At 61.1% G+C, this 23,804-nt stretch carries 24 protein-coding genes; 15 read left to right on the forward strand and 9 right to left on the reverse strand.

Annotated elements, in window-relative coordinates; genetic code table 11:
* Window positions 1-13 precede the first annotated feature (13 nt).
* The gene (hutI, locus tag ADU59_RS11210; protein ID WP_068954213.1) at window positions 14-1,264 is read right to left on the reverse strand and encodes an imidazolonepropionase; all 1,251 of its coding nucleotides are present in this window, start codon (window positions 1,262-1,264) and stop codon (window positions 14-16) included.
* A 101-nt stretch (window positions 1,265-1,365) separates the two neighbouring features.
* On the opposite strand from hutI, the gene ADU59_RS11215 reads away from it, so the two are divergent.
* Together ADU59_RS11215 and hutC are read left to right on the forward strand one after the other, a co-directional pair.
* Entirely contained in the window at window positions 1,366-2,709 is a 1,344-nt protein-coding gene (locus tag ADU59_RS11215) for a formimidoylglutamate deiminase (RefSeq protein WP_068954214.1), read from the forward strand.
* A 91-nt stretch (window positions 2,710-2,800) separates the two neighbouring features.
* Window positions 2,801-3,574 (forward strand): histidine utilization transcriptional repressor HutC, encoded by a 774-nt coding sequence (gene hutC, locus ADU59_RS11220; RefSeq protein WP_068954215.1) that lies wholly within the window; start codon window positions 2,801-2,803, stop codon window positions 3,572-3,574.
* A gap of 47 nt (window positions 3,575-3,621) precedes the next feature.
* On the opposite strand, the gene ADU59_RS30880 is transcribed toward hutC, so the two are convergent.
* The 6 genes from ADU59_RS30880 to ADU59_RS11245 all read right to left on the reverse strand — a co-directional run bounded on the left by ADU59_RS30880 (window position 3,622) and on the right by ADU59_RS11245 (window position 9,454).
* Window positions 3,622-3,762 carry a hypothetical protein gene (locus ADU59_RS30880; protein ID WP_162843352.1) on the reverse strand — a complete coding sequence of 47 codons (141 nt, stop codon included), beginning with the start codon at window positions 3,760-3,762 and terminating at the stop codon, window positions 3,622-3,624.
* A 50-nt stretch (window positions 3,763-3,812) separates the two neighbouring features.
* Window positions 3,813-3,974 carry a hypothetical protein gene (locus tag ADU59_RS11225; protein WP_338012929.1) on the reverse strand — a complete coding sequence of 54 codons (162 nt, stop codon included), beginning with the start codon at window positions 3,972-3,974 and terminating at the stop codon, window positions 3,813-3,815.
* 425 nt (window positions 3,975-4,399) lie between these two features.
* A complete protein-coding gene (locus tag ADU59_RS11230; protein ID WP_068954217.1) occupies window positions 4,400-4,972 on the reverse strand; it encodes a sarcosine oxidase subunit gamma family protein in 573 nt (190 codons plus the stop codon).
* Window positions 4,965-7,922 (reverse strand): sarcosine oxidase subunit alpha family protein, encoded by a 2,958-nt coding sequence (locus ADU59_RS11235; RefSeq protein WP_068954218.1) that lies wholly within the window; start codon window positions 7,920-7,922, stop codon window positions 4,965-4,967. The genes ADU59_RS11230 and ADU59_RS11235 overlap by 8 nt, the downstream gene beginning before the upstream one ends.
* Entirely contained in the window at window positions 7,919-8,191 is a 273-nt protein-coding gene (locus ADU59_RS11240) for a sarcosine oxidase subunit delta (RefSeq protein ID WP_068954219.1), read from the reverse strand. Before ADU59_RS11240 ends, ADU59_RS11235 begins: the two co-directional genes overlap by 4 nt.
* A 12-nt stretch (window positions 8,192-8,203) precedes the next feature.
* On the reverse strand, window positions 8,204-9,454 hold the full coding sequence (locus ADU59_RS11245) for a sarcosine oxidase subunit beta family protein (RefSeq protein WP_068954220.1): 1,251 nt from the start codon (window positions 9,452-9,454) through the stop codon (window positions 8,204-8,206).
* 91 nt (window positions 9,455-9,545) lie between these two features.
* On the opposite strand from ADU59_RS11245, the gene ADU59_RS11250 reads away from it, so the two are divergent.
* The gene (locus ADU59_RS11250) at window positions 9,546-10,523 is read left to right on the forward strand and encodes a GlxA family transcriptional regulator (RefSeq protein ID WP_068954221.1); all 978 of its coding nucleotides are present in this window, start codon (window positions 9,546-9,548) and stop codon (window positions 10,521-10,523) included.
* 80 nt (window positions 10,524-10,603) lie between these two features.
* Window positions 10,604-11,299, forward strand: a complete 696-nt coding sequence (locus tag ADU59_RS11255; RefSeq protein WP_068954222.1) for a helix-turn-helix domain-containing protein — start codon at window positions 10,604-10,606, stop codon at window positions 11,297-11,299.
* 19 nt (window positions 11,300-11,318) lie between these two features.
* Here the strand turns inward: ADU59_RS11255 and ADU59_RS11260 are convergent, their stop codons facing one another.
* Together ADU59_RS11260 and ADU59_RS11265 are read right to left on the reverse strand one after the other, a co-directional pair.
* A complete protein-coding gene (locus ADU59_RS11260; RefSeq protein WP_068954223.1) occupies window positions 11,319-11,741 on the reverse strand; it encodes a type II toxin-antitoxin system VapC family toxin in 423 nt (140 codons plus the stop codon).
* 23 nt (window positions 11,742-11,764) lie between these two features.
* Window positions 11,765-12,007 carry a type II toxin-antitoxin system Phd/YefM family antitoxin gene (locus tag ADU59_RS11265; RefSeq protein WP_068954224.1) on the reverse strand — a complete coding sequence of 81 codons (243 nt, stop codon included), beginning with the start codon at window positions 12,005-12,007 and terminating at the stop codon, window positions 11,765-11,767.
* Between the two features lie 179 nt (window positions 12,008-12,186).
* Here ADU59_RS11265 and ADU59_RS11270 point away from each other — a divergent pair, with 179 nt between their 5' ends.
* The 11 genes from ADU59_RS11270 to ADU59_RS11320 all read left to right on the forward strand — a co-directional run bounded on the left by ADU59_RS11270 (window position 12,187) and on the right by ADU59_RS11320 (window position 23,772).
* Complete coding sequence (locus ADU59_RS11270; RefSeq protein WP_068954225.1) at window positions 12,187-13,092, forward strand: class II glutamine amidotransferase; 906 nt, start codon at window positions 12,187-12,189, stop codon at window positions 13,090-13,092.
* Window positions 13,093-13,129: 37 nt separating this feature from the next.
* Window positions 13,130-13,816: a GltB/FmdC/FwdC-like GXGXG domain-containing protein gene (locus tag ADU59_RS11275; protein ID WP_068954226.1), complete on the forward strand. Its 687-nt coding sequence runs from the start codon at window positions 13,130-13,132 to the stop codon at window positions 13,814-13,816.
* Between the two features lie 14 nt (window positions 13,817-13,830).
* Window positions 13,831-15,159: an FMN-binding glutamate synthase family protein gene (locus ADU59_RS11280; RefSeq protein ID WP_068954227.1), complete on the forward strand. Its 1,329-nt coding sequence runs from the start codon at window positions 13,831-13,833 to the stop codon at window positions 15,157-15,159.
* 196 nt (window positions 15,160-15,355) lie between these two features.
* Window positions 15,356-16,663 (forward strand): type III glutamate--ammonia ligase, encoded by a 1,308-nt coding sequence (glnT, locus tag ADU59_RS11285; RefSeq protein WP_068954228.1) that lies wholly within the window; start codon window positions 15,356-15,358, stop codon window positions 16,661-16,663.
* A gap of 164 nt (window positions 16,664-16,827) precedes the next feature.
* Window positions 16,828-17,712 (forward strand): formyltetrahydrofolate deformylase, encoded by an 885-nt coding sequence (purU, locus tag ADU59_RS11290; RefSeq protein WP_068954229.1) that lies wholly within the window; start codon window positions 16,828-16,830, stop codon window positions 17,710-17,712.
* 431 nt (window positions 17,713-18,143) lie between these two features.
* Window positions 18,144-19,469 (forward strand): ABC transporter substrate-binding protein, encoded by a 1,326-nt coding sequence (locus ADU59_RS11295; RefSeq protein ID WP_068954230.1) that lies wholly within the window; start codon window positions 18,144-18,146, stop codon window positions 19,467-19,469.
* 80 nt (window positions 19,470-19,549) lie between these two features.
* A complete protein-coding gene (locus ADU59_RS11300) occupies window positions 19,550-20,518 on the forward strand; it encodes a carbohydrate ABC transporter permease (RefSeq protein ID WP_068954231.1) in 969 nt (322 codons plus the stop codon).
* A complete protein-coding gene (locus ADU59_RS11305) occupies window positions 20,515-21,468 on the forward strand; it encodes a carbohydrate ABC transporter permease (protein WP_068954232.1) in 954 nt (317 codons plus the stop codon). The genes ADU59_RS11300 and ADU59_RS11305 overlap by 4 nt, the downstream gene beginning before the upstream one ends.
* Window positions 21,465-21,668, forward strand: a complete 204-nt coding sequence (locus tag ADU59_RS11310) for a hypothetical protein (protein WP_068954233.1) — start codon at window positions 21,465-21,467, stop codon at window positions 21,666-21,668. Before ADU59_RS11305 ends, ADU59_RS11310 begins: the two co-directional genes overlap by 4 nt.
* 3 nt (window positions 21,669-21,671) lie before the next feature.
* A complete protein-coding gene (locus tag ADU59_RS11315) occupies window positions 21,672-22,769 on the forward strand; it encodes an ABC transporter ATP-binding protein (protein ID WP_068954234.1) in 1,098 nt (365 codons plus the stop codon).
* Window positions 22,762-23,772, forward strand: a complete 1,011-nt coding sequence (locus ADU59_RS11320; protein WP_068954235.1) for an ABC transporter ATP-binding protein — start codon at window positions 22,762-22,764, stop codon at window positions 23,770-23,772. The genes ADU59_RS11315 and ADU59_RS11320 overlap by 8 nt, the downstream gene beginning before the upstream one ends.
* Window positions 23,773-23,804: the final 32 nt, after the last annotated feature.

A 23,804-nucleotide genomic window follows, 5' to 3' on the forward strand; every position in this document is an offset into this window, starting at 1 on the left:
GCGTCTTAAAATTTCAATGTCCGTTGCGGACGCGCGCATGCAGCGGGTTGAAGCCCATGCGGTAGACGAGTTCAGCGGGCCGCTCGATATTCCAGATGGCGAAATCGGCCCATTTTCCGGGTTCGAGCGTCCCCACCTCGTCGACGAGACCCAATGCGCGCGCCGCTTCGCGGGTGACGCCGGTAATGCATTCGGTGACCGTCATGCCAAACAGCGTCGCGGCCATGTTCATGGTGAGCAGCAGTGAGGTCAGCGGCGAGGTGCCGGGATTGCTATCGGTGGCGATCGCCATGGCGACACCCGCCTTGCGGAACAGATCGACCGGCGGTTTCTTGGTCTCGCGGATGAAATAGAAGGCGCCGGGCAGGATGACAGCCACGGTGCCGCTTTTGGCCATCGCCTGTGCGCCGGCTTCATCGGTATATTCGAGATGATCGGCAGACAATGCGCCATATTCGGCGGCAAGGGCCGCGCCGTGCAGGTTGGAGAGCTGATCGGCATGCAGCTTGACCGGCAGGCCATGTGCCTTGGCCGCTTCGAATACCCGCCGCATCTCGTCGGTCGAGAAAGCGATGCCCTCGCAGAAGCCATCGACCGCATCGGCCAGCCCTTCGGCGGCGATGGCGGGCAGCATTTCATGGGCGACCTTGGCGATATAGCCGGCCTTGTCGTCCTTGAATTCCGGCGGCAAGGCATGTGCGCCGAGAAAGGTGGTGCGGACGGCAACGTCGCGTTCCTCGCCGAGGCGGCGGGCGGCGCGCAGAGCCTTCGCCTCATTTTCGAGGTCGAGGCCATAGCCGGATTTGATCTCGATGGTGGTCACGCCTTCGGCCATCAAGGCGTCGAGCCGGGGCAGGGACTGTTGCACAAGTGCGTCTTCGCTGGCTTCGCGCAGGGCGCGGACGGACGAAACGATGCCGCCGCCGGCACGTGCGACTTCCTCATAGCTTGCGCCCGCAAGCCGCATTTCGAATTCATTGGCGCGGTCGCCGGCATGGACCAGGTGCGTGTGGCAATCGATCAGGCCAGGCGTGATCCAGCGGCCTTCGCAGTCGATCACCTCACCGGCATCGTCGGTGGAAAAGGGCAACCCGGCTTCGCTCCCAGCGTAAAGAATGCGGCCGTCCTGCACGGCGATCACACCGTCTTCGACAAGGCCAAGACCGGGCAGAGCCGGGTTCAGGGTTGCCAGCCGCGCGTTTCGCCAGAGGCGGTCGCAGGCGGTTGGCCGGGCGCTGTCGGGTTTCGATTTTATGGAAGACATCGATTTCTCGCCTTTCCTTTTCGTGCTATTATGTATAGACATAAAGAAAATGAGCGCAAGTGATTTTTTTGGTGTGACGACTGTCAGGAAGGGATGAGGCCTTGACCAGCATTCATGTAAAATCGGCTCTGACGCCGGCAGGATGGCAGAAGGATGTGCGGCTGACGATCGAGGGCGGCCAGATCGCCTCCGTCGAAACGGGTGTCACGGCACAGGCGGGCGACGAGCGCCATGATATCGTCGTGCCGGGCATGCCGAACCTGCACAGCCACGCCTTTCAGCGCGGCATGGCGGGCCTTGCCGAAGTGCGCGGCCCCGGTGCTGACAGCTTCTGGAGCTGGCGCAATGTGATGTATCGCTTTGCCCTGTCGATGACGCCGGATCATGTCGAGGCCGTTGCCAGCCAGCTCTATATGGAGATGCTGGAAGCCGGATTTTCCCGCGTCGGCGAATTCCACTATCTCCACCACGATATTGATGGCGGCCCCTATGCCGATATTTCCGAGATGGCGCAGCGGATTGCAGCGGCCGCATCGCAGACCGGCATCGGCCTGACGTTGCTTCCGGTCTTCTACGCCCATTCGACCTTCGGCGGTGCAGCCCCGAACGAGGGACAGCGCCGGTTTATCAACACGGTGGACAGTTTCGAGCGTCTGCTTGATGGCTGCCGGGGTGCGGTCAAGGATCTTGCGGATGGAAAGGTCGGCGTGGCGCCGCACAGCCTGCGGGCGGTGACGCCGGACGAGCTTGCCGCCGTCGTTGCGATGGCGAAAGACGGGCCGATCCACATCCATGTGGCCGAACAGGTCAAGGAAGTGGAGGACTGCATAAGCTGGTCAGGTGCGCGCCCGGTCGAATGGCTGCTCGACAATGCGGGGCTCGATGGCCGCTGGTGCCTGATCCATGCGACGCACATGACCGACAACGAAACCCGCCGTATGGCAAAGAGCAAGGCGATTGCCGGCCTTTGCCCGATCACGGAGGCCAATCTCGGCGATGGCACGTTCAATGCGGTCGTGTTCGGCGAGGCGGGCGGCAAGTTCGGCATCGGCTCGGATTCCAATGTCCTGATCGGTATTCCCGATGAGTTGCGCCAGCTCGAATATTCACAACGCCTGGCGCATCGCTCGCGCAATGTTCTGGCGGCGCCCGGGCAGTCGACCGGCCGTGCCTTGTTTGATGGCGCGCTCGAAGGTGGCGGGATTGCCTTGGCATCGAAGGCGGAGCTTGGCGTCGGCAATCCGGCGGATTTCGTTAGCCTGATGGTGCCGGACATTGGTGGTCAGAGCGATGATGTCGTTCTGGATTCCTGGCTGTTTGCCAATGGTACCAGGCCGGATTGCGTCTGGGTTGCGGGCCGCAAGCAGGTTGCGGGTGGCCGTCATGCCCGGCGCGATGCGATATCGTCGCGCTTCCGGGCGGCCATGAACGACCTGCTGGCCTGACCGGTCCAATCCGGCGCCGCCCCTATTGTAGGCAAGCGGCGGCGTCTGAATTCTGCTAGGACCGGACTAGAATGCTTTGAAAGTCGAGAGAATGGTGAAATCGCAGGGTGATGCAGAGTTGGAGGCAGGCAAAGCGCTTGTCGAAGCGACAGGCGATCTGTCGCTGCATCAGCGCATCCTCGGCGATATCGAGGACCGTATCCTCTCCGGCGAATGGCAGCCGGGGTTCCGCATCCCGTTCGAGGTCGATCTTGCCGAGCAGTACAAATGCTCGCGAATGACCGTGAACAAGGCGCTGACCCAGCTGGCGAAGACCGGATTGATCGAGCGGCGGCGCAAATCCGGCAGCTATGTGACACAGCCGCGGGCGCAGTCGGCGGTGCTGGAAATCCGCGATATCAAGCTGGAAGTACAGTCGCTCGGCCTGCCCTATGACTATAGCCTCATGGCCAAAACCAAACGCAGGAGCAATGCTGACGACCGTCTGCGGCTTGGTCTCACATCTCCGGTTTCGATCCTCGATGTTACGTGCCGGCATTTTGCCGGGCGCCGGCCTTTTTGCCTCGAAGAACGGTTGATCAACCTGAATGCCGTGCCGGAAGCGGAAGCCGAAAGTTTCGAGGAGACGGCGCCGGGCCCCTGGCTGTTGAACCGAGTTCCGTGGAGCGCTGCCGAGCATACGATCCGGGCGGCATCAGCCGATGATGCCGTCGCGGCGGCACTTGGCATCGCACCCGGAGCAGCCTGTCTGACCGTCGAGCGGCGGACATGGAGCAATGGCTCCTACATAACGCATGTGCGGCTGATCTATCCTGGCGACCGGCATGCGCTTGTCGCCAATTTCACGCCGTCACAGCCGAAATAGAAAAGCCGGCGCTTTGGGTGCCGGCTTCCGTATCGAGCGAAGGGTTTTTAGCCTTTCGGCTTGCCGGCGGGCTTCGATGTCTCCGCCTGCTTGACCAGCGAGCCGAATGGCGTCGGTGCCTTTGCGGCGACCTTGTCCTTCTTCGGCTTCCTGACTTCCTTGTTGCTCTTTGCTTGTCCCTTGGCCATGGTGATGTCCTTCCTCTGTCAAATTATGGGAACGCGACCGCTTGCGGCTTCTATCCCTTGGCGTCTTCGAGATTGTCTTCCGTCGTTACCCGTTCGTAGGTCTCGCCCTCGGTGCGAATCCGGTATTGCGGCGAACCATCCCGGACAGGCAATGTCGCGAGAATGCGGAAAATCGTTTCGTCGCGCAATGACAAACCGATGGTACTTCTCATCCGGACCTTCTGACCGACGGAAAACCGGTGGAGGCGGGATTTGGGCTGCCCTCTGGGAGGGGAGGAGTTTGTAGGCATGGCCGTTCTCCTTGCATGATAGGCGGGGAATGAAAAAGCGGAGCCTGGCCCCGCTTTGGTCATGTCCGCTTTTTTCAAGGAGCGTCTGCCGGGTCGGGAAACTGCCAGTCAATCCGTAGTCAATTCCTGCCGAGCGATCGGCCGGATTGGTTCAAATCACGTCGAATAGCTGTCTCGTTTCCGTGGGTAATGCCGGTCGAAACAATCGAAAATTTGGATTGAGATTGACGGGCCGGAAACCTCTGACGCCGCGAATAGCCAAGCTTTGGCCAAAGAACGATTACTGTTCAGGTTAGCGTCAAATACGGTTTAATTGAGGCTGCTCGGCGTGGGGCAACGCAGATACCTTAACCTTTCACCCGTGCATCGATGCCGAATTCAGCGCCCATCTCAATGAGTTCGTTCCAGAGACTTTCGGCGAAACCGCGCAGCACGAGGATTTCGAAGTTCTTCTCTCCGATACGGGTGATAAGCGCGGAGATATGGCCGATCAGGGTCATCGCTGAATGCCCGATCGGAAACTTCGCCCGATCGAGATCGACCGCCGTGCCCTTGGCGAGAACGGCTTCGACGGGTGGGCCGCTGATGCCGATCCGGACGCGGCCATGGCTCTGGTCGGCGATGGAGGCCTTGCCTGAAAGCAGCACTGTCTTGCCGGCAATGTCCGGGGGCGAAAGCGGGCTGTCGCCGACGACGAACCACTGTCCGGGGCCATAGGCGCGGACGGAGGCCGGGTTGCCGTCGCCGATCTGCCGGATCAGGTCTTCAAAGCTTGCACTTCCCCTGGAGCCGAGCACCTGCAGCACGTGGCCTTCCGGCAGCGCTTCAAGCGTGATTCGGGAACCGGCCGACGATGCACCGAAGGAGCCGGACTTTGCATCGGCAAGCGCGGGGCGATGAAGGAGAGCAAAATCAACCATGGAGTTTTCCGTTTTCCGGATCGAAGAAGACCGGGCTGCACAGCACGGCCTTGGTGTATTCGTTTTTCAGGTCGTTCCAGACCGTGACATGCTCGCCGTGGCGCTTCGGGCCATGCTTGACGAGGGCCAGCCCGATGGTCGAACCGAGATTCGGCGAGTAGCAGCTGGATGTCACATAGCCCTGATCGTTTTCGAGCGAGGGTGTGACGCCGTCGGAAAGGATGTGCGATCCGGTCTTGAAGGTCGTCGAAGGATCGAGCGGTTTGACACCGACAAGCGAGAGCCGGTCGTCCGCGACCATGCCCTCGCGAGAAAGCATCGCCTTGCCGATGAAGTCCGGCTTGGTCGTGGATACCATCTTTGCAAAACCGAGGTCGGACGGGATGACCGTGCCGTTGATCTCGGAATGGGTGACATGGCCTTTCTCGATGCGCATGACGCCGAGCGCCTCGACGCCATAGGGGCAGATGCCGTGCAGGCTGCCCGCTTCCATGATGGCATCAGCAACCGCTTCGCCATAACCGGCTGGAACTGCCAGCTCATAGGCCAGTTCGCCGGAAAACGAGATGCGGAACAGGCGGCCGGTGAGCTTTCCACCAAAGAGCGATACTTCCCTGGCGCCGAGGAAGGGGAAGGCTGCGTCCGAGATGTCCTCATCGACGAGTGTCTGCAGGATCGCCCGCGATTTCGGCCCGGCCACGGCGATCTGTGCCCACTGATCGGTGGACGAGGCGAACTGCACGTCGAGATCGGGCCAGAGTGCCTGGGCGCAGAATTCCAGATGGTTCATCACACCGGCGGCATAGGCCGTAGTGGTCGTCATGAAGAAATGGTTTTCGCTGAGGCGGCTCGTCGTGCCGTCATCGTAGATCATGCCGTCTTCGCGCAGCATCAGCCCGTAGCGCGCCTTGCCGACCGGCAGCTTTAGGAAGGCGTTGCAATAGATGCGGTTGAGGAACTCGGCGGCGTCCTTGCCGTAGATCTCGATCTTGCCAAGGGTGGAGACATCGCAGATACCGGCATTCTTGCGCACGTTCAGCACTTCGCGATCGACGCTTTCGCGCCAGGTCGTTTCGCCCGCTTGCGGGAACCAGGAGGAACGATACCACAGGCCGGTTTCGACGAAGACCGCGCCGTTCTTCTTCGCCCAATCATGCAGCGGCGACTTGCGCACCGGCTGGAAATGCTTGCCCTTCGAGGCGCCGGTCAGCGCGCCGAAGGAGAGCGGCGTATAGAACGGGCGGAAGGTCGTCGTGCCGACATCGGCGGGCGACACCTTGCGCGCTTCGGCCAGAATGCCGATGGCATTGATGTTGGACAGCTTGCCCTGATCGGTCGCCATGCCGTTGGTGGTGTAGCGCTTGGCAAGCTCCACATGGCCGTAGCCTTCACTCACAGCGAGGCCGAGATCCTTCAGGTGCACGTCGTTCTGGTAATCGACGAAGGCCTTGCCCTTCGATCCACGCACGCGCCAGAGTGGCCTGGAAACGATTGTCGTGTCGGCTGCCGGGGCGAAGGCGGCGGATGGGTTGGAAAAGCCGAGCGCTTGCAGAACGGACAGCGCTTTTCCCGCGCCATCCGCAAGGCAGGCTTCAAGGCTGCCGAGGCCAGCGGCGGCGCCGACGATCGTCAACCCTTCTAGCGTTTCCGGAGCGAGGAAGGCTGCCTTGGTGTCCGACCAGACCGGTTTGGCACCGCGATGGCAGGCGAGATGGATGATCGGGCTCCAGCCACCGGACATGGCAAGCGCGTCCGCGGCTAAGGTCTCCGGGCGGCCGTTGTTGAGGACGCAGACGCCCTTGAGGCTCTTGCCGCCATTGGCATCCACAACCACAGCGCCGGGCAGGACGCGCGCCTTGCCGGACCATGTATGGGCGGCATCCGGGCGACTGTCGATGATCGCGGTCACGTCGAGGCCTGCGGCTTCGAGATCGGCGGCCGTCGCATAACCCGAAGCATCGTTGGTGAAGACGAGAGTGCTCTTTCCCGGCGCAATTGCCTGCCGGTTGAGATAGGAGCGCATGGCGCCGGCCATCATCACACCGGGAATGTCATTGCCGCCGAAGACCAGCGGCCGTTCTTCGGCGCCGGAGGCGAGGATGGCGTGCTTGGCGGCGATGCGCCAGATGCGCTCGACCGGGCGGTATGGATCGACGGTCGCCGTATTCTTCTGCACGCTTTCGACCGCGCCGAAGACATTGCCATCATACCAGCCAAAGACGGTGGTACGGGAGAAGATCCGGACATTGGACAGACTGGCCAGTTCGGCCAGCGTTTGTACGAGCAGATCGGTGGTGCTCTGCTCGCCGATGGGTGCCGTTTCGGAGAGCAGCGAGCCACCGGGTTCGAAACCTTCGTCGGCCAGGATCACGCGCGCTCCGGCGCGACCGGCGGTCAGCGCTGCTGCAAGCCCGGCGGGGCCGGCACCGATCACCAGCAGGTCACAATGTGCCCAGCACTTTTCATAGCTGTCCGGATCCGGTTCGTAGGTCGCGCGGCCGAGACCGGCGGCCTTGCGGATGATCGGCTCATAGACCTTTTCCCAGAAGGCCGCCGGCCACATGAAGGTCTTGTAGTAGAAGCCGGCGCCAAGGAAGGGCGAGAGCAAGCTGTTGACGGCGCCGAGGTCGAAATCGACCGACGGCCAGCGGTTCTGGCTCTTGGCAGTAAGGCCGCTGTAAAGCTCAACCAGCGTGGCGCGGGTGTTGGCTTCGGTGCGGCCACCTTCGCCGACCGTGACCAGCGCGTTCGGCTCGGCGGCCCCTGCCGTCAGGATGCCGCGCGGGCGGTGATATTTGAAACTGCGGCCGACAAGCTGGCGGCCGTTGGCCAGCAGCGCTGAGGCCAGCGTGTCACCGGCAAACCCTTGCATCGGCTTGCCGTCAAAGGTGAAGTCGAGCGGCTTGGCGCGGTCGATACGGCCGCCCTTGGGAAGACGATAGGATGTCATGCGGTCTCTCCCTCAGCGCTGGCATCCGACACGGTATAGATCGCGTGGGTCATCGTATCGCGCTCGACGATCAGCCAGCGGCGGCAGCCGGATGTGTGGTGCCAATGTTCGCTATGGCGGCCGCGCGGATTGTCGCGCAGGTAGACGTAGGCGTACCAGGCATCCTCACCGGCATCGGGTGCCGGACGGGTTATGCCGGCATCGCCGCGAACGGTGAACTCTTCCTTGGGGCGGGGCCCGCAATGGGGGCAGGCGATCAGGCTGGCCATCTCGTGAGGTCCTCAATGCAGATTGGGTTGGGCGCCGACGCCCTTTTCATCGATCATCCTACCGCGCGCGAAGCGGTCGAGGCGGAAGGCCCGTCCTGTCTCATGCGGTTCGTTTCTGGCGATCAGATGGGCGTAGCAGAAGCCGGAAGCGGGTGTGGCCTTGAAGCCGCCGTAGCACCAGCCAGCGTTCAGATAGAGATTGTCGATAGGGGTGCGGTCGATGATCGGCGAGCCGTCCATGCTCATGTCCATGACACCGCCCCAGGAGCGCAGAACCCGGACGCGTGAGAGGGCCGGGATCATCGCGACACCTGCCTCGGCGACATGCTCGACGGTCGCCAGATTGCCGCGCTGGGCGTAGGAATTGTAGCCGTCGATATCGCCGCCGAAGACGAGGCCGCCCTTGTCGGACTGCGAAACATAGAAATGTCCGGCGCCGAAGGTGACGACATTGTCGATAAAGGGTTTCAAGCCTTCCGAGACGAAGGCCTGCAGCACATGGCTTTCGATCGGCAGCTTCATGTCGACCATATCGGCAACGGTGGTGGAGTTGCCGGCCGCCGCCAGCGCCAGCTTGCCGCAACCGATAAAGCCTTGGCTGGTCTCGACGCCCACGACGCGGCCGTTTTCGCGGCGGATGCCTTTGACCTCGCAATTCTGGATGATGTCGACGCCGCGCATGTCTGCCCCTCGGGCATAGCCCCAGGCGACCGCGTCATGCCGCACGGTGCCGCCGCGCTTTTGCATCAAGGCACCCTGGATCGGGAAACGGGCATTGTCGAAATCGAGGAAGGGCAACATCTGGCGCACGGCATTGCGGTCCAGCAGGTCGGCATCGACGCCGTGCAGGCGCATGGCATTGCCGCGCCGGGTGTAGGCGTCGCGCTGTGCGTCGGAATGATAGAGGTTGAGCACGCCGCGCTGCGAGACCATGGCGTTGAAGTTGAAGTCCTGCTCCAACCCTTCCCAGAGCTTCATTGACAGTTCGTAGAAGGGGTTGTTGCCTTCAAGCAGGTAGTTGGAGCGGATGATCGTCGTATTGCGGCCGACATTGCCGGAGCCGATATAGCCCTTTTCCAGCACGGCGACATTGGTGACGCCGAATTCTTTGGCGAGATAGTAGGCCGTGGCCAGACCATGCCCGCCCCCGCCGATGATGATGACATCATAATGGTTTTTCGGGACCGGGCTGCGCCAGGCTGGTTTCCAGCCCTTGTTGCCACGCAGGGCATTGAGAAAAACAGAAAAAGCGGAGTAGCGCATGGCGATGTGATCCCGGGTGACTGGCGGCGATCATGACAGGATTGTTTTTCGTCACTTGCAGAAAAGAGACGGAATAAGCCATAATCAGGTCATGGCGGCAGATGAGCTAAAAAACGTGCAGAAGATCGGCTTTATCCTCATTCCGGGATTTGCGCTGATGTCCTATGCTTCAGCGGTGGAGCCGCTGCGGGCTGCCAATCTTCTGGCGGGGAGAGACATCTATACCTTGTCCTCCCATGCCGCCGAAGGCGATGTGGCCGAGACATCTTCGGGGATTCCCGTTCCCTCGTCGCCGCTGCCCGGGCGAGGAGCCGGCCTGCACACCGTCTTCGTCTGCGCAGGCGGCACACCGGTCGATTGGAATGTCCCGGCGGTTCTGGCCTGCCTGCGCCAGCTTGCCCGCGAAGGGGTGCGCATCGGCGGCATTTCCGGCGGTCCTTATGTCATGGCTGCGGCGGGTCTGCTTGAGGACCGCGACTTTACCATTCACTGGGAGCATGCTCCGGCATTGATGGAGGCCTTTCCGGGCCTAGTTCCGCGTCAGGCGCGCTACGTCCTGGATGGCAACCGCATCACCTGCGGCGGCGGCGTGGCGCCGCTCGACATGATGCATGCGCTGATCTCCGAGCGGATGGGATCGGATTTCGCCCGCCGGGTCAGCGACTGGTATCTTCATACCCATGTGGAAAGTTCGGGTGCGCCGCAGCGGGCCTCGCTTGCCGAGCGCTACGGCGTCCATCACCCCGGTCTGTTGACCGTGCTCGAGAAGATGGAGGCAACGATTGAGGCGCCGCTCGACCGCCAGACGATGTCGGCATTGGCAGGCGTGTCGCCGCGCCACCTTGACCGGCTGTTCTCCAGCCAGATGGGCTCCAGCTTTCTGACCGAATATCACAAGCTCCGGCTCGATCACGCCCGCCGCCTGTTGCAACAAAGCCCGCTTTCGATCTCCGAGATCGCCTTTGCCACCGGCTTTTCCAGCGCCGGCCATTTTTCACGCAGCTATCGTGCGGCGTTCGGCGAGCCACCGCGTTCCCAGCGGCAGACCGGCGGTGCGGGAACATCCTGAACAATATTCTTCCCGGTTGAGAAAATTTCACTCTCAGGATAGCCTGTTTTGACGAAGAGCACCGAGGGAGATGGGCGAGCATGGCGAAAAAATCAGCGGCAATCGATATCGGCCGGACAACCGACGATGAGCGGCCGGCGCTGAAGGCCGCTTTCCTGCAGGACCCGCATGCGCTGCGCGAACCGAAGGAAAACAATCTCGAGATCGCCATCGGCCACGAGGTGCGGGCCTTCCGCAAGAAGCTCGGCATCACCGTCACCGACCTTGCCACCGCCACCGGCATTTCACTCGGCATGCTGTCGAAGATCGAGAACGGCAATATCTCGCCGTCGCTGACGACGCTGCAATCTTTGTCGCGGGCGCTCGGCGTGCCGGTCACCGCCTTCTTCCGCCGATACGAGGAGCCGCGCAACGCGGTTTTCGTCAAGGCGGGTGAGGGCGTCGAGCTGGAGCGACGCGGCACGCGTGCGGGGCATCAATACAATCTGCTTGGGCACATCGACAACAATACGGCCGGTGTCGTGGTCGAACCCTATCTGATCACGCTGACAGCGGATTCTGATACGTTCCCGGCTTTCCAGCATGAAGGTATGGAGTTTCTCTACATGCTGGAGGGCGAGGTGGTGTACCGGCACGGCGACCGGCTTTTCACCATGCAGCCGGGCGATAGCCTATTTTTCGACGCCGATGCGCGCCATGGTCCGGAGGAACTGGTGAAGTTGCCGATCCGTTATCTCTCGATCATCTCGTATCCGCAGACACGTGGCGGGATGTAGGCGGGTGGGCTTGTCCTGCTTACAAAAATAAAGTTTCGGCACCGAGTTCTGGCCCGGCAGCAGCCAGTCGCTGATCAAGCGTGCACAGAGTGGTGCCATGTTCCATCGCTACGGCCAGATGCAGCGCATCTCCCGCCCGCAGGTTCAGCGAAAAATGATCGGTCAGCCGTGCAGCGGCGCGAAAATGGAGAGCCGAGATGCTCAGGAGGGTAAAGGATTCCGAAATGAGCTGGCGAAAGGCAGTTAGTGACCGATTTCTCCCCTCGAGTTGTAACTGGCCGGTACGCATTTTTAGCGAGAGCGCCGATGAAAATTCTGTGATCGTCCAGTCGCTGGTCGTCAACTGATCGGCACTTTGTTGCGCCAACCATTGTTGTATCCTCACGGTACCGGTCTCTGGCGTCAACGCGGCCACAAGAACTGAGGTGTCAATATAAAGCATAGGCTGACCTTGATCGGATCGTCTTAATAGCGATCGCTATCGCGCATCGCGCGGATGAAGTCGCCAGCACTTTCTTCCTGTAATGGCATCTCTTCTGTAACCGAAGCGAGCCAGGCAAGATCGATGGGTTTTTGCGCGGCGGCAATCGCCGTCAGCTGCGCAACAGGTTTTCCTCGCCGAAGGATCCGCACGGTTTCTCCAGCCTCCGCCTGGCTGACGAGTTCGCTCAGGTGCGATTTGGCATCGGCAAGATTAAGCGACTTCATTTCAATCTCCTGACCATCGAGTTGGTCATGTAGCATTTTCCGGCATTTGATGCAACGAATGCACGCATCAGTGCCTTATCGAAAATATTGCTTTAAAAGAAAATAACTTTCTTCTCAGTTGAAATCAGAAACGGCAGCTGCTATCCATCTTTTCAGCAACGAAACGAAGGATTGTCCCCATGTGCGGAATTGTCGGATTGTTTTTGAAGGACAAGAGCCTGGAGCCGCAATTGGGCGCCATGCTGTCCGATATGCTCGTCATTATGACGGATCGCGGACCCGATAGCGCCGGGATCGCGATTTATGGTGCGCCCACCGACGGTCGCGCGAAACTCACGGTTCAATCTGCCAAACCGGCGACCGATTTCGTGGGTCTTGAGGCGCTTCTGAAGCCAGTCGATTCCAGCGTAACCGTCGAGCTGAAAAGCACGCACGCGGTTATCGAAACCAGCGCCGACAAGGCTTCGGTCGTGCGGGATCTGCTGGCGCAGGAACGGGCCGGTATCCGTGTCATGGGCTCGGGCGATAGTGTCGAGATCTACAAGGAAGTCGGTCTGCCGAAGGACGTGGTTTCCCGCTTCGGCATTCGCGCGATGGGCGGTACGCACGGCATTGGCCATACCCGCATGGCAACGGAATCAGCCGTTACCACGCTCGGCGCCCACCCGTTCTCAACCGGTGCCGATCAGTGCCTGGTGCACAATGGTTCGCTCTCCAACCACAACAATCTGCGCCGCGAACTGGTGCGCGAAGGCATGACCTTCGAGACGCAGAACGACTCGGAAGTCGCCGCCGCCTATCTGACGGCCGAGATGGCCAAGGGCAAGGATCTCGGGCAGGCGCTCACCAGCGCGCTCGACGATCTCGACGGCTTCTTCACCTTCGTCGTCGGAACGAAATCCGGTTTCGGCGTGGTGCGCGATCCCATCGCCTGCAAGCCCGCCGTGATGGCCGAGACCGACCAATATATCGCCTTCGGCTCCGAATACCGCGCGCTCGTCAACCTGCCGGGCATCGAGGACGCCCGCGTATGGGAGCCGGAGCCTGCCACTGTCTATTTCTGGGATCATGAGAAGGCTGCCTAAAGTGGATGTCAGCGTAAAACGAGAAAGTCTGGAAGCGATGCGCGTATTCGATCTTGCCACCGTACCGCTGCGCGAACTGAACAGCGCGCTGCACACCATTGCCCCCGGCGCCAATGATACGAATTTCGAGGTCGTCAATCCGCGCGGCAGCCATTCCGTCGCCGTCGGTATCGATCAGCCGGTCAGCGTCGAAGTGCGCGGCAGCGTCGGCTATTATTGCGCCGGCATGAATGACGGCGGCTCCGTCACCGTGCATGGGTCCGCGGGTCCCGGTGTCGCGGAAAACATGATGTCGGGAACGGTCGTCATTGAAGGTGATGCCAGCCAGTATGCGGGCGCGACGGGGCGTGGCGGTCTGCTGGTCATCAAGGGCAATGCAGCCTCGCGCTGTGGTATCTCGATGAAGGGCATCGATATCGTCGTTCAAGGCAATATCGGCCATATGTCGGCCTTCATGGGTCAGTCGGGCCATCTGGTGGTGCTTGGCAATGCCGGCGATGCACTGGGAGATTCGCTCTACGAGGCCAAGCTGTTCGTGCGCGGTGAGGTCAAGAGCCTGGGTGCCGATTGCATCCAGAAGGAACTGCGGCCCGAGCATATCGAAAAGCTCGCCGAGCTGCTGGAGAAGGCAGGCATCACCGACGTCAAGCCGCAGGAATTCAAGCGCTACGGCTCGGCCCGCACACTCTACAATTTCAACATCGATAACGCTGACGCGTACTAAGGCAGGGACATTATATGAGCTATCACAACCCCTATACCCCGCCGCGCAAGTCAGCGACCTTCGACGATTATACGCTGGCCGAAATCCGCCGGGCTGCGGCAACCGGCATTTATGACATTCGTGGTGCCGGCACCAAGCGCAAGGTTCCGCATTTCGACGACCTGCTGTTTCTCGGTGCCTCGATCTCGCGCTACCCGCTCGAAGGCTATCGCGAGAAATGCGACACATCCGTCGTACTCGGCGCGCGCCACGCCAAGAAGCCGATCATCCTCAAGACGCCGATTACCATTGCCGGCATGAGCTTCGGGGCTCTATCGGGCAATGCCAAGGAAGCGCTTGGGCGCGGTGCAACTATCGCCGGAACTTCGACCACCACCGGTGACGGCGGCATGACGGATGAAGAGCGCGGCCACAGCCAGACGCTGGTCTACCAGTACCTGCCGTCGCGTTACGGCATGAACCCGAAGGATCTGCGCCGCGCCGATGCGATCGAGATCGTCGTCGGCCAGGGCGCCAAGCCCGGCGGTGGCGGCATGCTGCTCGGCCAGAAGATTTCCGATCGCGTCGCCAACATGCGCAATCTGCCCAAGGGCATCGATCAGCGCTCGGCCTGCCGTCATCCCGATTGGACCGGCCCGGACGATCTGGAAATCAAGATCCTCGAACTGCGCGAGATCACCGACTGGGAAAAGCCGATCTATGTGAAGGTCGGCGGCGCGCGTCCCTATTACGATACCGCGCTTGCGGTGAAGGCCGGTGCCGACGTGGTGGTGCTTGACGGCATGCAGGGCGGCACGGCGGCAACGCAGGACGTCTTTATCGAGAATGTCGGGATGCCGACGCTCGCCTGCATCCGGCCCGCCGTCCAGGCGTTGCAGGATCTCGGCATGCACCGCAAGGTGCAGCTGATCATCTCGGGCGGCATCCGCTCGGGCGCCGATGTGGCGAAGGCCTTAGCGCTCGGCGCCGACGCCGTTGCCATCGGCACGGCAGCGCTTGTCGCCATCGGCGACAACGATCCGCACTGGGAAGAGGAATACCGGAAGCTCGGCACCACCGCCGGTGCCTATGACGACTGGCATGAAGGCAGGGATCCGGCCGGCATCACCACGCAGGATCCCGAGCTTTCCAAGCGTCTCGATCCGGTCGCCGCCGGTCGCCGCCTTGCCAATTACCTCAAGGTGATGACGCTCGAGGCCCAGACCATCGCGCGTGCCTGCGGCAAGAACCATCTGCACAATCTGGAGCCGGAAGACCTCGTGGCGCTGACGCTCGAAGCCTCCGCCATGGCGCAGGTGCCGCTTGCCGGCACCAGCTGGATTCCCGGCAAGGGAGGCTTCTGAATTTACGGCGATCTCGGTTTAACCCTCCCCCTTGTGGGGAGGGTCGGAGCGAAGCGGAGGGGAGGGGTTCTTTCTGCTGAAATGGAAAGGCCCCTCCCCAACCCTCCCCACAAGGGGGAGGGAGCGCTCCGCGACCGATCAGCGCTTTCCGTCCAAAGCTACAAACAAGTGTCTGAATAATCCAAAGGGGAACACAGTGACACTCGATCTTGCTACCTTTGCCAAGGACCGTGGCATCAAATATTTCATGATCAGCTATACCGACCTGTTCGGTGGCCAGCGGGCAAAGCTCGTTCCGGCCGAGGCTATCGCCGACATGCAGAAGGACGGCGCGGGCTTTGCAGGCTTTGCAACCTGGCTGGACCTGACCCCCGCCCATCCGGATCTCTTCGCATTGCCGGATGCATCCTCCGTCATCCAGCTGCCCTGGAAGAAGGATGTGGCCTGGGTCGCGGCCGATTGCGTCATGGAAGACCAGCCGGTCGAACAGGCGCCGCGCGTGATGCTGAAGCGGCTGATCGCGGAAGCCGCCAAGGAGGGCCTGCGCGTCAAGACCGGCGTCGAGCCGGAATTCTTCCTGATTTCGGCGGATGGATCAAAGATTTCCGACGAGTTCGATACGGCCGAAAAGCCCTGCTACGACCAGCAGGCGGTCATGCGCCGCTATGACGTCATCGCTGAAATCTGCGACTACATGCTCGAACTCGGCTGGAAGCCCTACCAGAACGACCATGAGGATGCGAACGGCCAGTTCGAGATGAACTGGGAATATGACGATGCGCTGCAGACGGCCGACAAGCACTCCTTCTTCAAGTTCATGGTGAAATCGGTTGCCGAGAAGCATGGCCTTCGCGCCACCTTCATGCCCAAGCCCTTCAAGGGGCTGACCGGCAATGGTTGCCACGCCCATATCTCGGTCTGGGATCTCGACGGCAAGACCAATGCCTTTGCCGACAAGGAAATGCCGTTCGGGCTTTCGGCCAAGGGCAAGACCTTCCTCGGCGGCATTATGAAGCACGCGTCCGCGCTGGCCGCCGTCACCAATCCGACGGTCAATTCCTACAAGCGCATCAACGCGCCACGCACCATTTCGGGCGCCACCTGGGCACCCAACACGGTGACATGGACGGGCAACAACCGCACCCACATGGTCCGCGTGCCCGGTCCCGGCCGGTTCGAACTGCGCCTGCCCGACGGTGCGGTCAATCCCTATCTCCTGCAGGCGATCATCATCGCCGCCGGCCTCAACGGCGTGCGCGCCAATGCCGATCCGGGCCGTCACTACGACATCGACATGTACAAGGAAGGCCACACTGTCACGGACGCGCCGCGCCTGCCCTTGAACCTGCTCGATGCGCTCAGGGAATACGACAAGGACGAGGAGCTGAAGGCCGCACTCGGACAGAGCTTCTCCAGCGCCTACCTGAAGCTCAAGCATCAGGAGTGGAACGCCTACGCCTCCCACTTCACCGAATGGGAGCGGCAGACGACGCTCGATATCTGAGCGCCGGCTGCGGGTTGAAAGATCAGAAGAGACGGCATGGCCTGTTCCTGCTATCCGATGTCGCGAAACGGATGGACGGGCGGGCCGGCGCCGCGCTAGCTTCCGTTCCACGATGCTGGGCCGGGAGGGCCAGCCCAAGACCTTAAAGTGAGAGACTTGAGACCATGAAGAGCTATGTGCTGACTGTTTCGTGCAAATCCACCCGTGGCATCGTCGCGGCGATCACCGGCTATCTGGCCGATGAGGGCTGTTACATCACCGACAGCTCGCAGTTCGACGATATGGAGACGGGCCTGTTCTTCATGCGGCTGACCTTCATCAGCCAGGAAGGTGCGACGCTCGACAAGCTGACGGCCGGTTTCGAGGCGGTCAAGACGCGCTTCGGCATGATCGCCGATATTCTCGACAGCGAGCACCGGATGAAGGTGCTGTTGATGGTGTCGCGGTTTGGCCATTGCCTGAATGACCTGCTCTACCGCTGGAAGATCGGCGCCCTGCCGATCGAGATCGTTGGCGTCGTCTCCAATCATTTCGAATACCAGAAGGTCGTCGTCAATCACGACATCCCGTTCCATCATATCCCGGTGACCAAGGCCAACAAGCCGCAGGCCGAAGCCCGGATCATGGACGTGGTCGAGCAGACCGGTACCGAGCTGATCGTGCTCGCCCGCTATATGCAGATCCTCTCGGATTCGATGTGCCAGAAGATGTCGGGCAGGATCATCAACATCCACCACTCCTTCCTGCCGTCGTTCAAGGGTGCCAACCCCTACAAGCAGGCCTATGAGCGCGGCGTGAAGCTGATCGGCGCGACGGCGCATTATGTGACGGCGGATCTCGACGAAGGTCCGATCATCGAGCAGGACATCGCCCGCATCACTCATGCGCAGTCGGCCGAGGATTACGTCTCGATCGGCCGCGATGTCGAAAGCCAGGTTCTGGCCCGCGCGGTGCATGCCCATATCCACCACCGCACCTTCATCAACGGCAACCGCACCGTCGTCTTCCCGGCAAGCCCGGGCTCCTATGCTTCGGAGCGCATGGGCTGATTCCACGCGGTTCCGCGGCATTTTCCCTCGACTGTTCCTTGCATCCCCGGAAGCTTCGCGCTTTCGGGGATGTTTTGTTTTCAGGCGTCCTTGGGAAATGGCCGGACTGAACATATTGTTTAGTCGAATATAATTCTCCTTCACCCCAATCCCATCCTTTCATGATGCGGCGCAATGGTTGCGGTGCAGCAACGATTATCTCTTGTCATGTTGAGTAAATTGGATATCACTAAACATATTGCTCAACACGGCGGAGTGAGGCCGGCTGGGCGAAGGGCGGGGAGCCCCGTAAGTTCCAAATTTGATGCGGTCCCCGACAGGTGACGATGGCGCCGGTGTGTTTCTCCCGTGAGGAGGGATGCCGCCGGCGCCAAAGCAGCCGGAATTCCCGAAGACGGCGTGGTGCCGGCTTCTGTATCTGGGAGGAATACATGCGGAAAATCACCAAGGCCCTTTTGGGGGCAACAACGGCTCTGACGGTTTCGGCGGCCCTACCGTCCGTGTCGCAGGCGGAGCAACTGACCTTGTGCTGGGCGGCCTGGGATCCGGCCAATGCGCTGGTCGAACTGTCCAAGGATTTCACGGCCAAGACCAAGATCGACATGAAATTCGAATTCGTGCCGTGGACGAGCTATGCGGATCGTTTTCTCAACGAACTCAACTCGCACGGCAAGCTGTGCGATCTGATCATCGGCGACAGCCAGTGGATCGGCGGTTCGGCGGAGAACGGTCACTATGTCAAGCTGAACGACTTTTTCGACAAGGAAGGCATCAAGATGGATGACTTCGTGCCGGCGACGGTCGTCGGCTATTCGGAATGGCCGAAGAATACCCCGAACTACTGGGCGCTGCCCGCCATGGGTGACGTGGTCGGCTGGACCTACCGCAAGGACTGGTTCGAAAAGCCGGAATTGCAGAAGGAATTCCAGGAAAAATACGGCTGGAAGCTGGATGCGCCGAAAACCTATGACCAGCTCAAGCAGATCGGCGAGTTCTTCCAGAACCGCAAGGTCGATGGTCAGACGGTCTACGGTGCCTCGATCTATACCGAGCGCGGTTCGGAAGGCATCACCATGGGCGTCACCAACGTCCTGTACGACTGGGGCTTCCAGTACGACAATCCGAAGAAGCCCTACGAGATGGAAGGCTTCGTCAATTCGCCCGATGCGGTGGCCGGCCTGGAGTTCTACAAGTCCCTCTATGATTGCTGCACGCCGCCCGGCAGTTCCAACGTCTACATGACGGAATCGGCCGATGCCTTCAAATCCGGTCAGGTGGCGATGCAGATGAACTTCGCCTTTACCTGGCCCGGCCTCTACAAGGATGAAAAGGTGGGCGGCGACCGGATCGGCTTCTTCCCCAATCCGGCGGAAAAGGCGCATTTCGCCCAGCTCGGCGGGCAGGGCATCTCGGTGGTCTCCTATTCCGACAAACAGGAGCAGGCGCTGCAATATATCAAGTGGTTCGCCCAGCCTGACGTGCAGGCAAAATGGTGGGAGCTTGGCGGTTATTCCTGCCTCAATGCGGTCGTCAATGCGCCGGGCTTTGCCGCCAGCCAGCCCTATGCGCAGGCCTTCCTCGACTCCATGGCGATCGTCAAGGATTTCTGGGCGGAGCCCAGCTATGCGCCGCTGCTCCAGGCCATGCAGAAGCGCGTCCATAATTATGTGGTTGCCGGCAACGGAACGGCCAAGGAAGCTCTCGACGGGCTTGTGAAGGACTGGACCGAAACCTTCCAGGACGACGGCAAGATCTAGGGTTCTCCCGCAGATGGCGGCCCGGTCTTCAAACCGGGCTGGGCCGCCAACGATCATGTCCATGAAGACCGGGTGATATCTTGACACTTTCTAATTCTTCCATCGTCGACAAGGCGGCCGAGGCCGCTGCGAAGGCAACGCCGGTACCGATCGCGATCCGGGTGCGAGGCCTGTCCGACAGGGCGATCGCCTGGCTCTTCATCGCGCCGGCCATCACGCTTCTGCTGGCGATCAACATTTTCCCGCTGCTCTGGGCCGTCTATCTGTCCTTCACCAATTTCCGCGCCAACCGGCCGAATGCGGTGGTGGAAGGTGTCGGCTTTCGCAATTACCAGCGTGTTCTGAACGATCCTGATATCTGGCAGGCGATGCAGACGACGGCGCATTTCGTCTTCTGGACGATTCTTTTGCAGATGCTGATCGGTTTTGCGCTGGCCTATCTGATCGACCGGAAATTTCGCGGCCATGCCTTCTGGACCACCATCGTTCTGATCCCGATGATGCTGTCTCCCGCCGTGGTCGGCAATTTCTGGCGCTTTCTCTATGAGCCGCAGATCGGGCTTTTCGCCTATGCGGTGTCGTTCCTGAGCGGTATTCCGACGACGCAGATCCAGATGCTCGGCAATGTCTCGCTGGCGCCCTGGGCGATCATCATCGTCGATACCTGGATGTGGACACCCTATGTGATGCTGATCTGCCTTGCCGGCCTGCGCTCGATCCCCGACTATATCTATGAGGCGGCCGAGGTTGATCGCGCGTCCGCCTGGCGGCAGTTCTGGTCGATTACCGTGCCGATGGCGCTGCCCTTCATCATGCTGGCCGTGCTGTTTCGCGGTATCGAGAATTTCAAGATGTTCGACATGGTGACGCTGCTCACCGGCGGCGGGCCGGGCTCCGTCACCGAGGTCGCCTCGATCACGCTGAAGCGGCAGGCCTTCGAGACCTGGGCAACCGGACGCTCCTCGGCCTTCGCCATCGTCCTCTTCGTCGCGGTGTTCGGTCTCGCCAACATCTATGTCAAGGCACTTAACAGGGTGAAACAGCGATGAGCTCCGTCAATTCAGCCCATTCGGTTGTCGAACCGAGCCTCACCACCAAACGCATCGCCGGCGCGATCGTCATCCTCTACGCGCTGATTACCATGGTGCCGCTGGCCTGGATCTTCCTCACCAGTATCAAGTCGCCACCGGATTCGATCAGCTATCCGCCGAAAATCCTGTTTTCGCCGACACTCGAAGGCTATTGCAATCTCTTCACCACCCGCACGCGTCAGACGCCCGATTATATCGCCGCGCTGCCGGCGCCGACCAGCACCTGCGACGAGGTCACGCGCAAGCGCAACATGGTGATCGCCGGCCCTTCCAATTTCCTGCCGCGTTTCATCAATTCGCTGGTGATCGCCTTTGGCTCGACATTCCTCGCGGTCTTTCTGGGCACACTGGCGGCCTATGGCTTCTCGCGCTTCAAGGTGCCGTTGGCCGATGATCTGCTGTTTTTCATCCTGTCGACCCGGATGATGCCGCCGATCGCGGTCGCGATCCCGATCTTCCTAATGTACCGCGAGCTTGGCCTGTCCGACACGGCGCTCGGCATGATCCTGCTCTATACCGCCGTCAACGTCTCGCTTGCCGTCTGGCTGCTCAAGGGCTTCATCGACGAGATCCCCCGGGAATATGAAGAAGCGGCGATGATCGACGGCTATACGAGGCTACAGGCCTTCTGGAAGGTTGTGCTGCCGCAGGCAACGACCGGGATCGCAGCCACGGCCATCTTCTGCCTGATCTTTGCCTGGAACGAATATGCGTTCGCCGCGCTGCTGACATCCGGCTCGGCGCAGACAGCGCCGCCGTTCATCCCGACGATCATCGGCGAGGGCGGGCAGGACTGGCCGGCGGTGGCTGCCGGAACGACGATCTTCCTTGTGCCGATCCTCGTTTTCACGATCCTCCTGCGCAAGCAATTGTTGCGCGGCATAACCTTCGGAGCGGTGCGGAAATGACCCTGGACACGACAAAAACCGTCAAGAAGCGGCCGTTCTTTTTCCGTCGCGGACCGATGGAAAACATCGCAACGGCGCTGATCGCCATCGGCTTCCTGATGCTGTTCCAGCCGTTTGCGCTGGTGCTCTACACCTATTCGCTGGTGACGCTTCTGGCAGGCACCGTGATGTTCATCATCGTTTCGAAATTTCCGGAGTGACCCATGGCTGAAATCCGGATTGAGAACCTGCGCAAGCAATTTGCCGATTTCGTCGCGGTGCAGGATTCGAGCTTCACCGTCGAGGACGGGGAGTTCCTGGCGCTGCTCGGCCCGTCCGGCTGCGGCAAGACGACGACGCTGCGGATGATCGCCGGCCTCGAACTGCCGACCAGCGGCAAGATCTATCTCGACGGCGAGGACGTGACCTTCAATAGGGCCAGCGAACGCGATATCGCCTTCGTCTTTCAGCTTTTCGCGCTCTACCCGCATATGAACGTGCGCAAGAACATCGGTTTTCCGCTGCTGTCCCAGGGCGTGCCGAAGGCCGAGATCAAGGCGCGGGTCGAGGAGACGGCAAAGCTTTTGCAGATCACCCATATCCTCGAAAAGTCTGTCTCCGGGCTTGCCGGCGGAGACCGGCAGCGCGTGGCGCTCGGGCGGGCGATCGTCCGTCGGCCGAAATGTTTTCTGATGGACGAGCCGCTCGGCACGCTCGATGCCGAGTTCCGCGAGGTCATGGTGCACGAGCTGCGCGAACTGCACAACCGCATCCACGCGACCACTGTCTATGTCACGCATGACCAGCACGAAGCCATGGCGATGGCCGACAAGATCGCCGTCATGAACCACGGCATCATCGAACAGTTCGGCACGCCGCAGGAGATCTACAACCGCCCGGCCTCAATGTATGTCGCCGATTTCATCGGCTCGCCGCCGATGAATTTTCTGAAATTCACATCCGGATTGCAGAAGGGCACGCGCTCTGTCTCCGTCGAAGGCGTGGAGATTGCCCTTCCCGAAGTCCATCAGGACATGGCAGTCGGCGAACTGGCGCTTGGCGTCCGCCCCGAGCATATCCGCTTCAGCGACAGCTCGGCCCTGCGCGGTTCGGTCTATGGCGCCGAATATCTCGGCACCAACCAGATCGTGGCGGTGGAAACCGGAAAGGGGCTGCTCAAGGCACGTGTCCCGGCCGATCGGACATTCCGGATCGGGGAGACCGTCGGACTGGAACTCAACAGCGAAAAGCTCTCGCTGTTCGACTGCGCCTCCGGCCGCGCGGTGCAATCATCCCTTTATACGGAGGCCCGTCATGGCTGAGGTATCGCTCCAGAACATCTCGAAGTCCTTCGGTGAATCGGAAGCCGTGCGAAACCTGACGCTGACCATTCGCGATGGCGAATTCGTCGTGCTGCTCGGCCCGACCGGTGCGGGCAAGACGACCACATTGCGGTTGATCGCCGGGCTGGAAAGGCCGGACAAGGGTCGCGTGACGATCGGCGGGCAGGACATGGCGGGTGCTGCTCCCGCGGGTCGCGACGTCGCCTTTGTCTTCCAGCAATATTCGCTCTATCCGCATCTGACGGTCTACGAAAACCTCGCCTTTCCGCTGCGCTCGCCAGCCCGCCGCCTGGGCGCCGATGAAATCGACCGGCGCGTCCGCGAAGTCGCCAGGATGGTGCGGATCGACCACAAGCTTGAAAACCGCTCGACGCGGCTGTCGGGCGGCGAGATGCAGCGTGTCGCCATCGGCCGGGCGCTGGTGCGCAAGCCGTCGATCTACCTGATGGACGAGCCGCTGTCGTCGCTCGACGCCAAGCTGCGGGGAGAGCTGCGGCTGGAGCTGAAGCGCATCCAGAGCGAGCTCGGCTCGACACTCCTCTACGTCACCCACGACCAGATCGAGGCCATGACCATGGCCGACCGGATCGGCATTCTCAATGATGGCGAGCTGATCCAGCTTGGCACGCCGCGCGAGATCTACAGCAATCCGGTCAACCTGCATGTGGCGGCTCGGCTCGGCCAGCCGCATATCAATCTCATTCCGGAAGGGCTCGTGCCCGGCGGGCAGCCGCCGAAGGGCACGAAGACGATCGGCGCGCGGACCGAGCATCTGGAAATCCATCCGGGGAACGGCACGGCGAATGCCGAGATCGACTGGATCGAGCATCTGGGCGATCAAAGCCATCTGCACATGCGCATTGCCGGCCACAAGCTGGTGACGCTCGCCAATCCTTACGTACCGGTGATGCCGGGCGACAAGATCATGTTGACCTTGAAGGATCCGCTCTATTTCGGCGGTGACGGACAACGGCTTGTATAGCCAAAAACAGCAGGTTGCATCGCTTGCGCCTT

The sequence above is a fragment of the Pararhizobium polonicum genome (assembly GCF_001687365.1).
GTDB classification, from domain to species: Bacteria; Pseudomonadota; Alphaproteobacteria; order Rhizobiales; family Rhizobiaceae; genus Pararhizobium; species Pararhizobium polonicum.

Bases quoted from the DNA above. Each gene is read 5' to 3' on its own strand.
- hutI (WP_068954213.1), bottom strand. From the start codon at position 1,264: ATGTCTTCCATAAAATCGAAACCCGACAGCGCCCGGCCAACCGCCTGC.
- hutC (WP_068954215.1), top strand. From the start codon at position 2,801: ATGGTGAAATCGCAGGGTGATGCAGAGTTGGAGGCAGGCAAAGCGCTT.
- ADU59_RS30880 (WP_162843352.1), bottom strand. From the start codon at position 3,762: ATGGCCAAGGGACAAGCAAAGAGCAACAAGGAAGTCAGGAAGCCGAAG.
- ADU59_RS11225 (WP_338012929.1), bottom strand. From the start codon at position 3,974: ATGAGAAGTACCATCGGTTTGTCATTGCGCGACGAAACGATTTTCCGC.
- ADU59_RS11230 (WP_068954217.1), bottom strand. From the start codon at position 4,972: ATGGTTGATTTTGCTCTCCTTCATCGCCCCGCGCTTGCCGATGCAAAG.
- ADU59_RS11235 (WP_068954218.1), bottom strand. From the start codon at position 7,922: ATGACATCCTATCGTCTTCCCAAGGGCGGCCGTATCGACCGCGCCAAG.
- ADU59_RS11240 (WP_068954219.1), bottom strand. From the start codon at position 8,191: ATGGCCAGCCTGATCGCCTGCCCCCATTGCGGGCCCCGCCCCAAGGAA.
- ADU59_RS11245 (WP_068954220.1), bottom strand. From the start codon at position 9,454: ATGCGCTACTCCGCTTTTTCTGTTTTTCTCAATGCCCTGCGTGGCAAC.
- ADU59_RS11250 (WP_068954221.1), top strand. From the start codon at position 9,546: ATGGCGGCAGATGAGCTAAAAAACGTGCAGAAGATCGGCTTTATCCTC.
- ADU59_RS11255 (WP_068954222.1), top strand. From the start codon at position 10,604: ATGGCGAAAAAATCAGCGGCAATCGATATCGGCCGGACAACCGACGAT.
- ADU59_RS11260 (WP_068954223.1), bottom strand. From the start codon at position 11,741: ATGCTTTATATTGACACCTCAGTTCTTGTGGCCGCGTTGACGCCAGAG.
- ADU59_RS11265 (WP_068954224.1), bottom strand. From the start codon at position 12,007: ATGAAGTCGCTTAATCTTGCCGATGCCAAATCGCACCTGAGCGAACTC.
- ADU59_RS11270 (WP_068954225.1), top strand. From the start codon at position 12,187: ATGTGCGGAATTGTCGGATTGTTTTTGAAGGACAAGAGCCTGGAGCCG.
- ADU59_RS11275 (WP_068954226.1), top strand. From the start codon at position 13,130: ATGCGCGTATTCGATCTTGCCACCGTACCGCTGCGCGAACTGAACAGC.
- ADU59_RS11280 (WP_068954227.1), top strand. From the start codon at position 13,831: ATGAGCTATCACAACCCCTATACCCCGCCGCGCAAGTCAGCGACCTTC.
- purU (WP_068954229.1), top strand. From the start codon at position 16,828: ATGAAGAGCTATGTGCTGACTGTTTCGTGCAAATCCACCCGTGGCATC.
- ADU59_RS11295 (WP_068954230.1), top strand. From the start codon at position 18,144: ATGCGGAAAATCACCAAGGCCCTTTTGGGGGCAACAACGGCTCTGACG.
- ADU59_RS11305 (WP_068954232.1), top strand. From the start codon at position 20,515: ATGAGCTCCGTCAATTCAGCCCATTCGGTTGTCGAACCGAGCCTCACC.
- ADU59_RS11310 (WP_068954233.1), top strand. From the start codon at position 21,465: ATGACCCTGGACACGACAAAAACCGTCAAGAAGCGGCCGTTCTTTTTC.
- ADU59_RS11315 (WP_068954234.1), top strand. From the start codon at position 21,672: ATGGCTGAAATCCGGATTGAGAACCTGCGCAAGCAATTTGCCGATTTC.
- ADU59_RS11320 (WP_068954235.1), top strand. From the start codon at position 22,762: ATGGCTGAGGTATCGCTCCAGAACATCTCGAAGTCCTTCGGTGAATCG.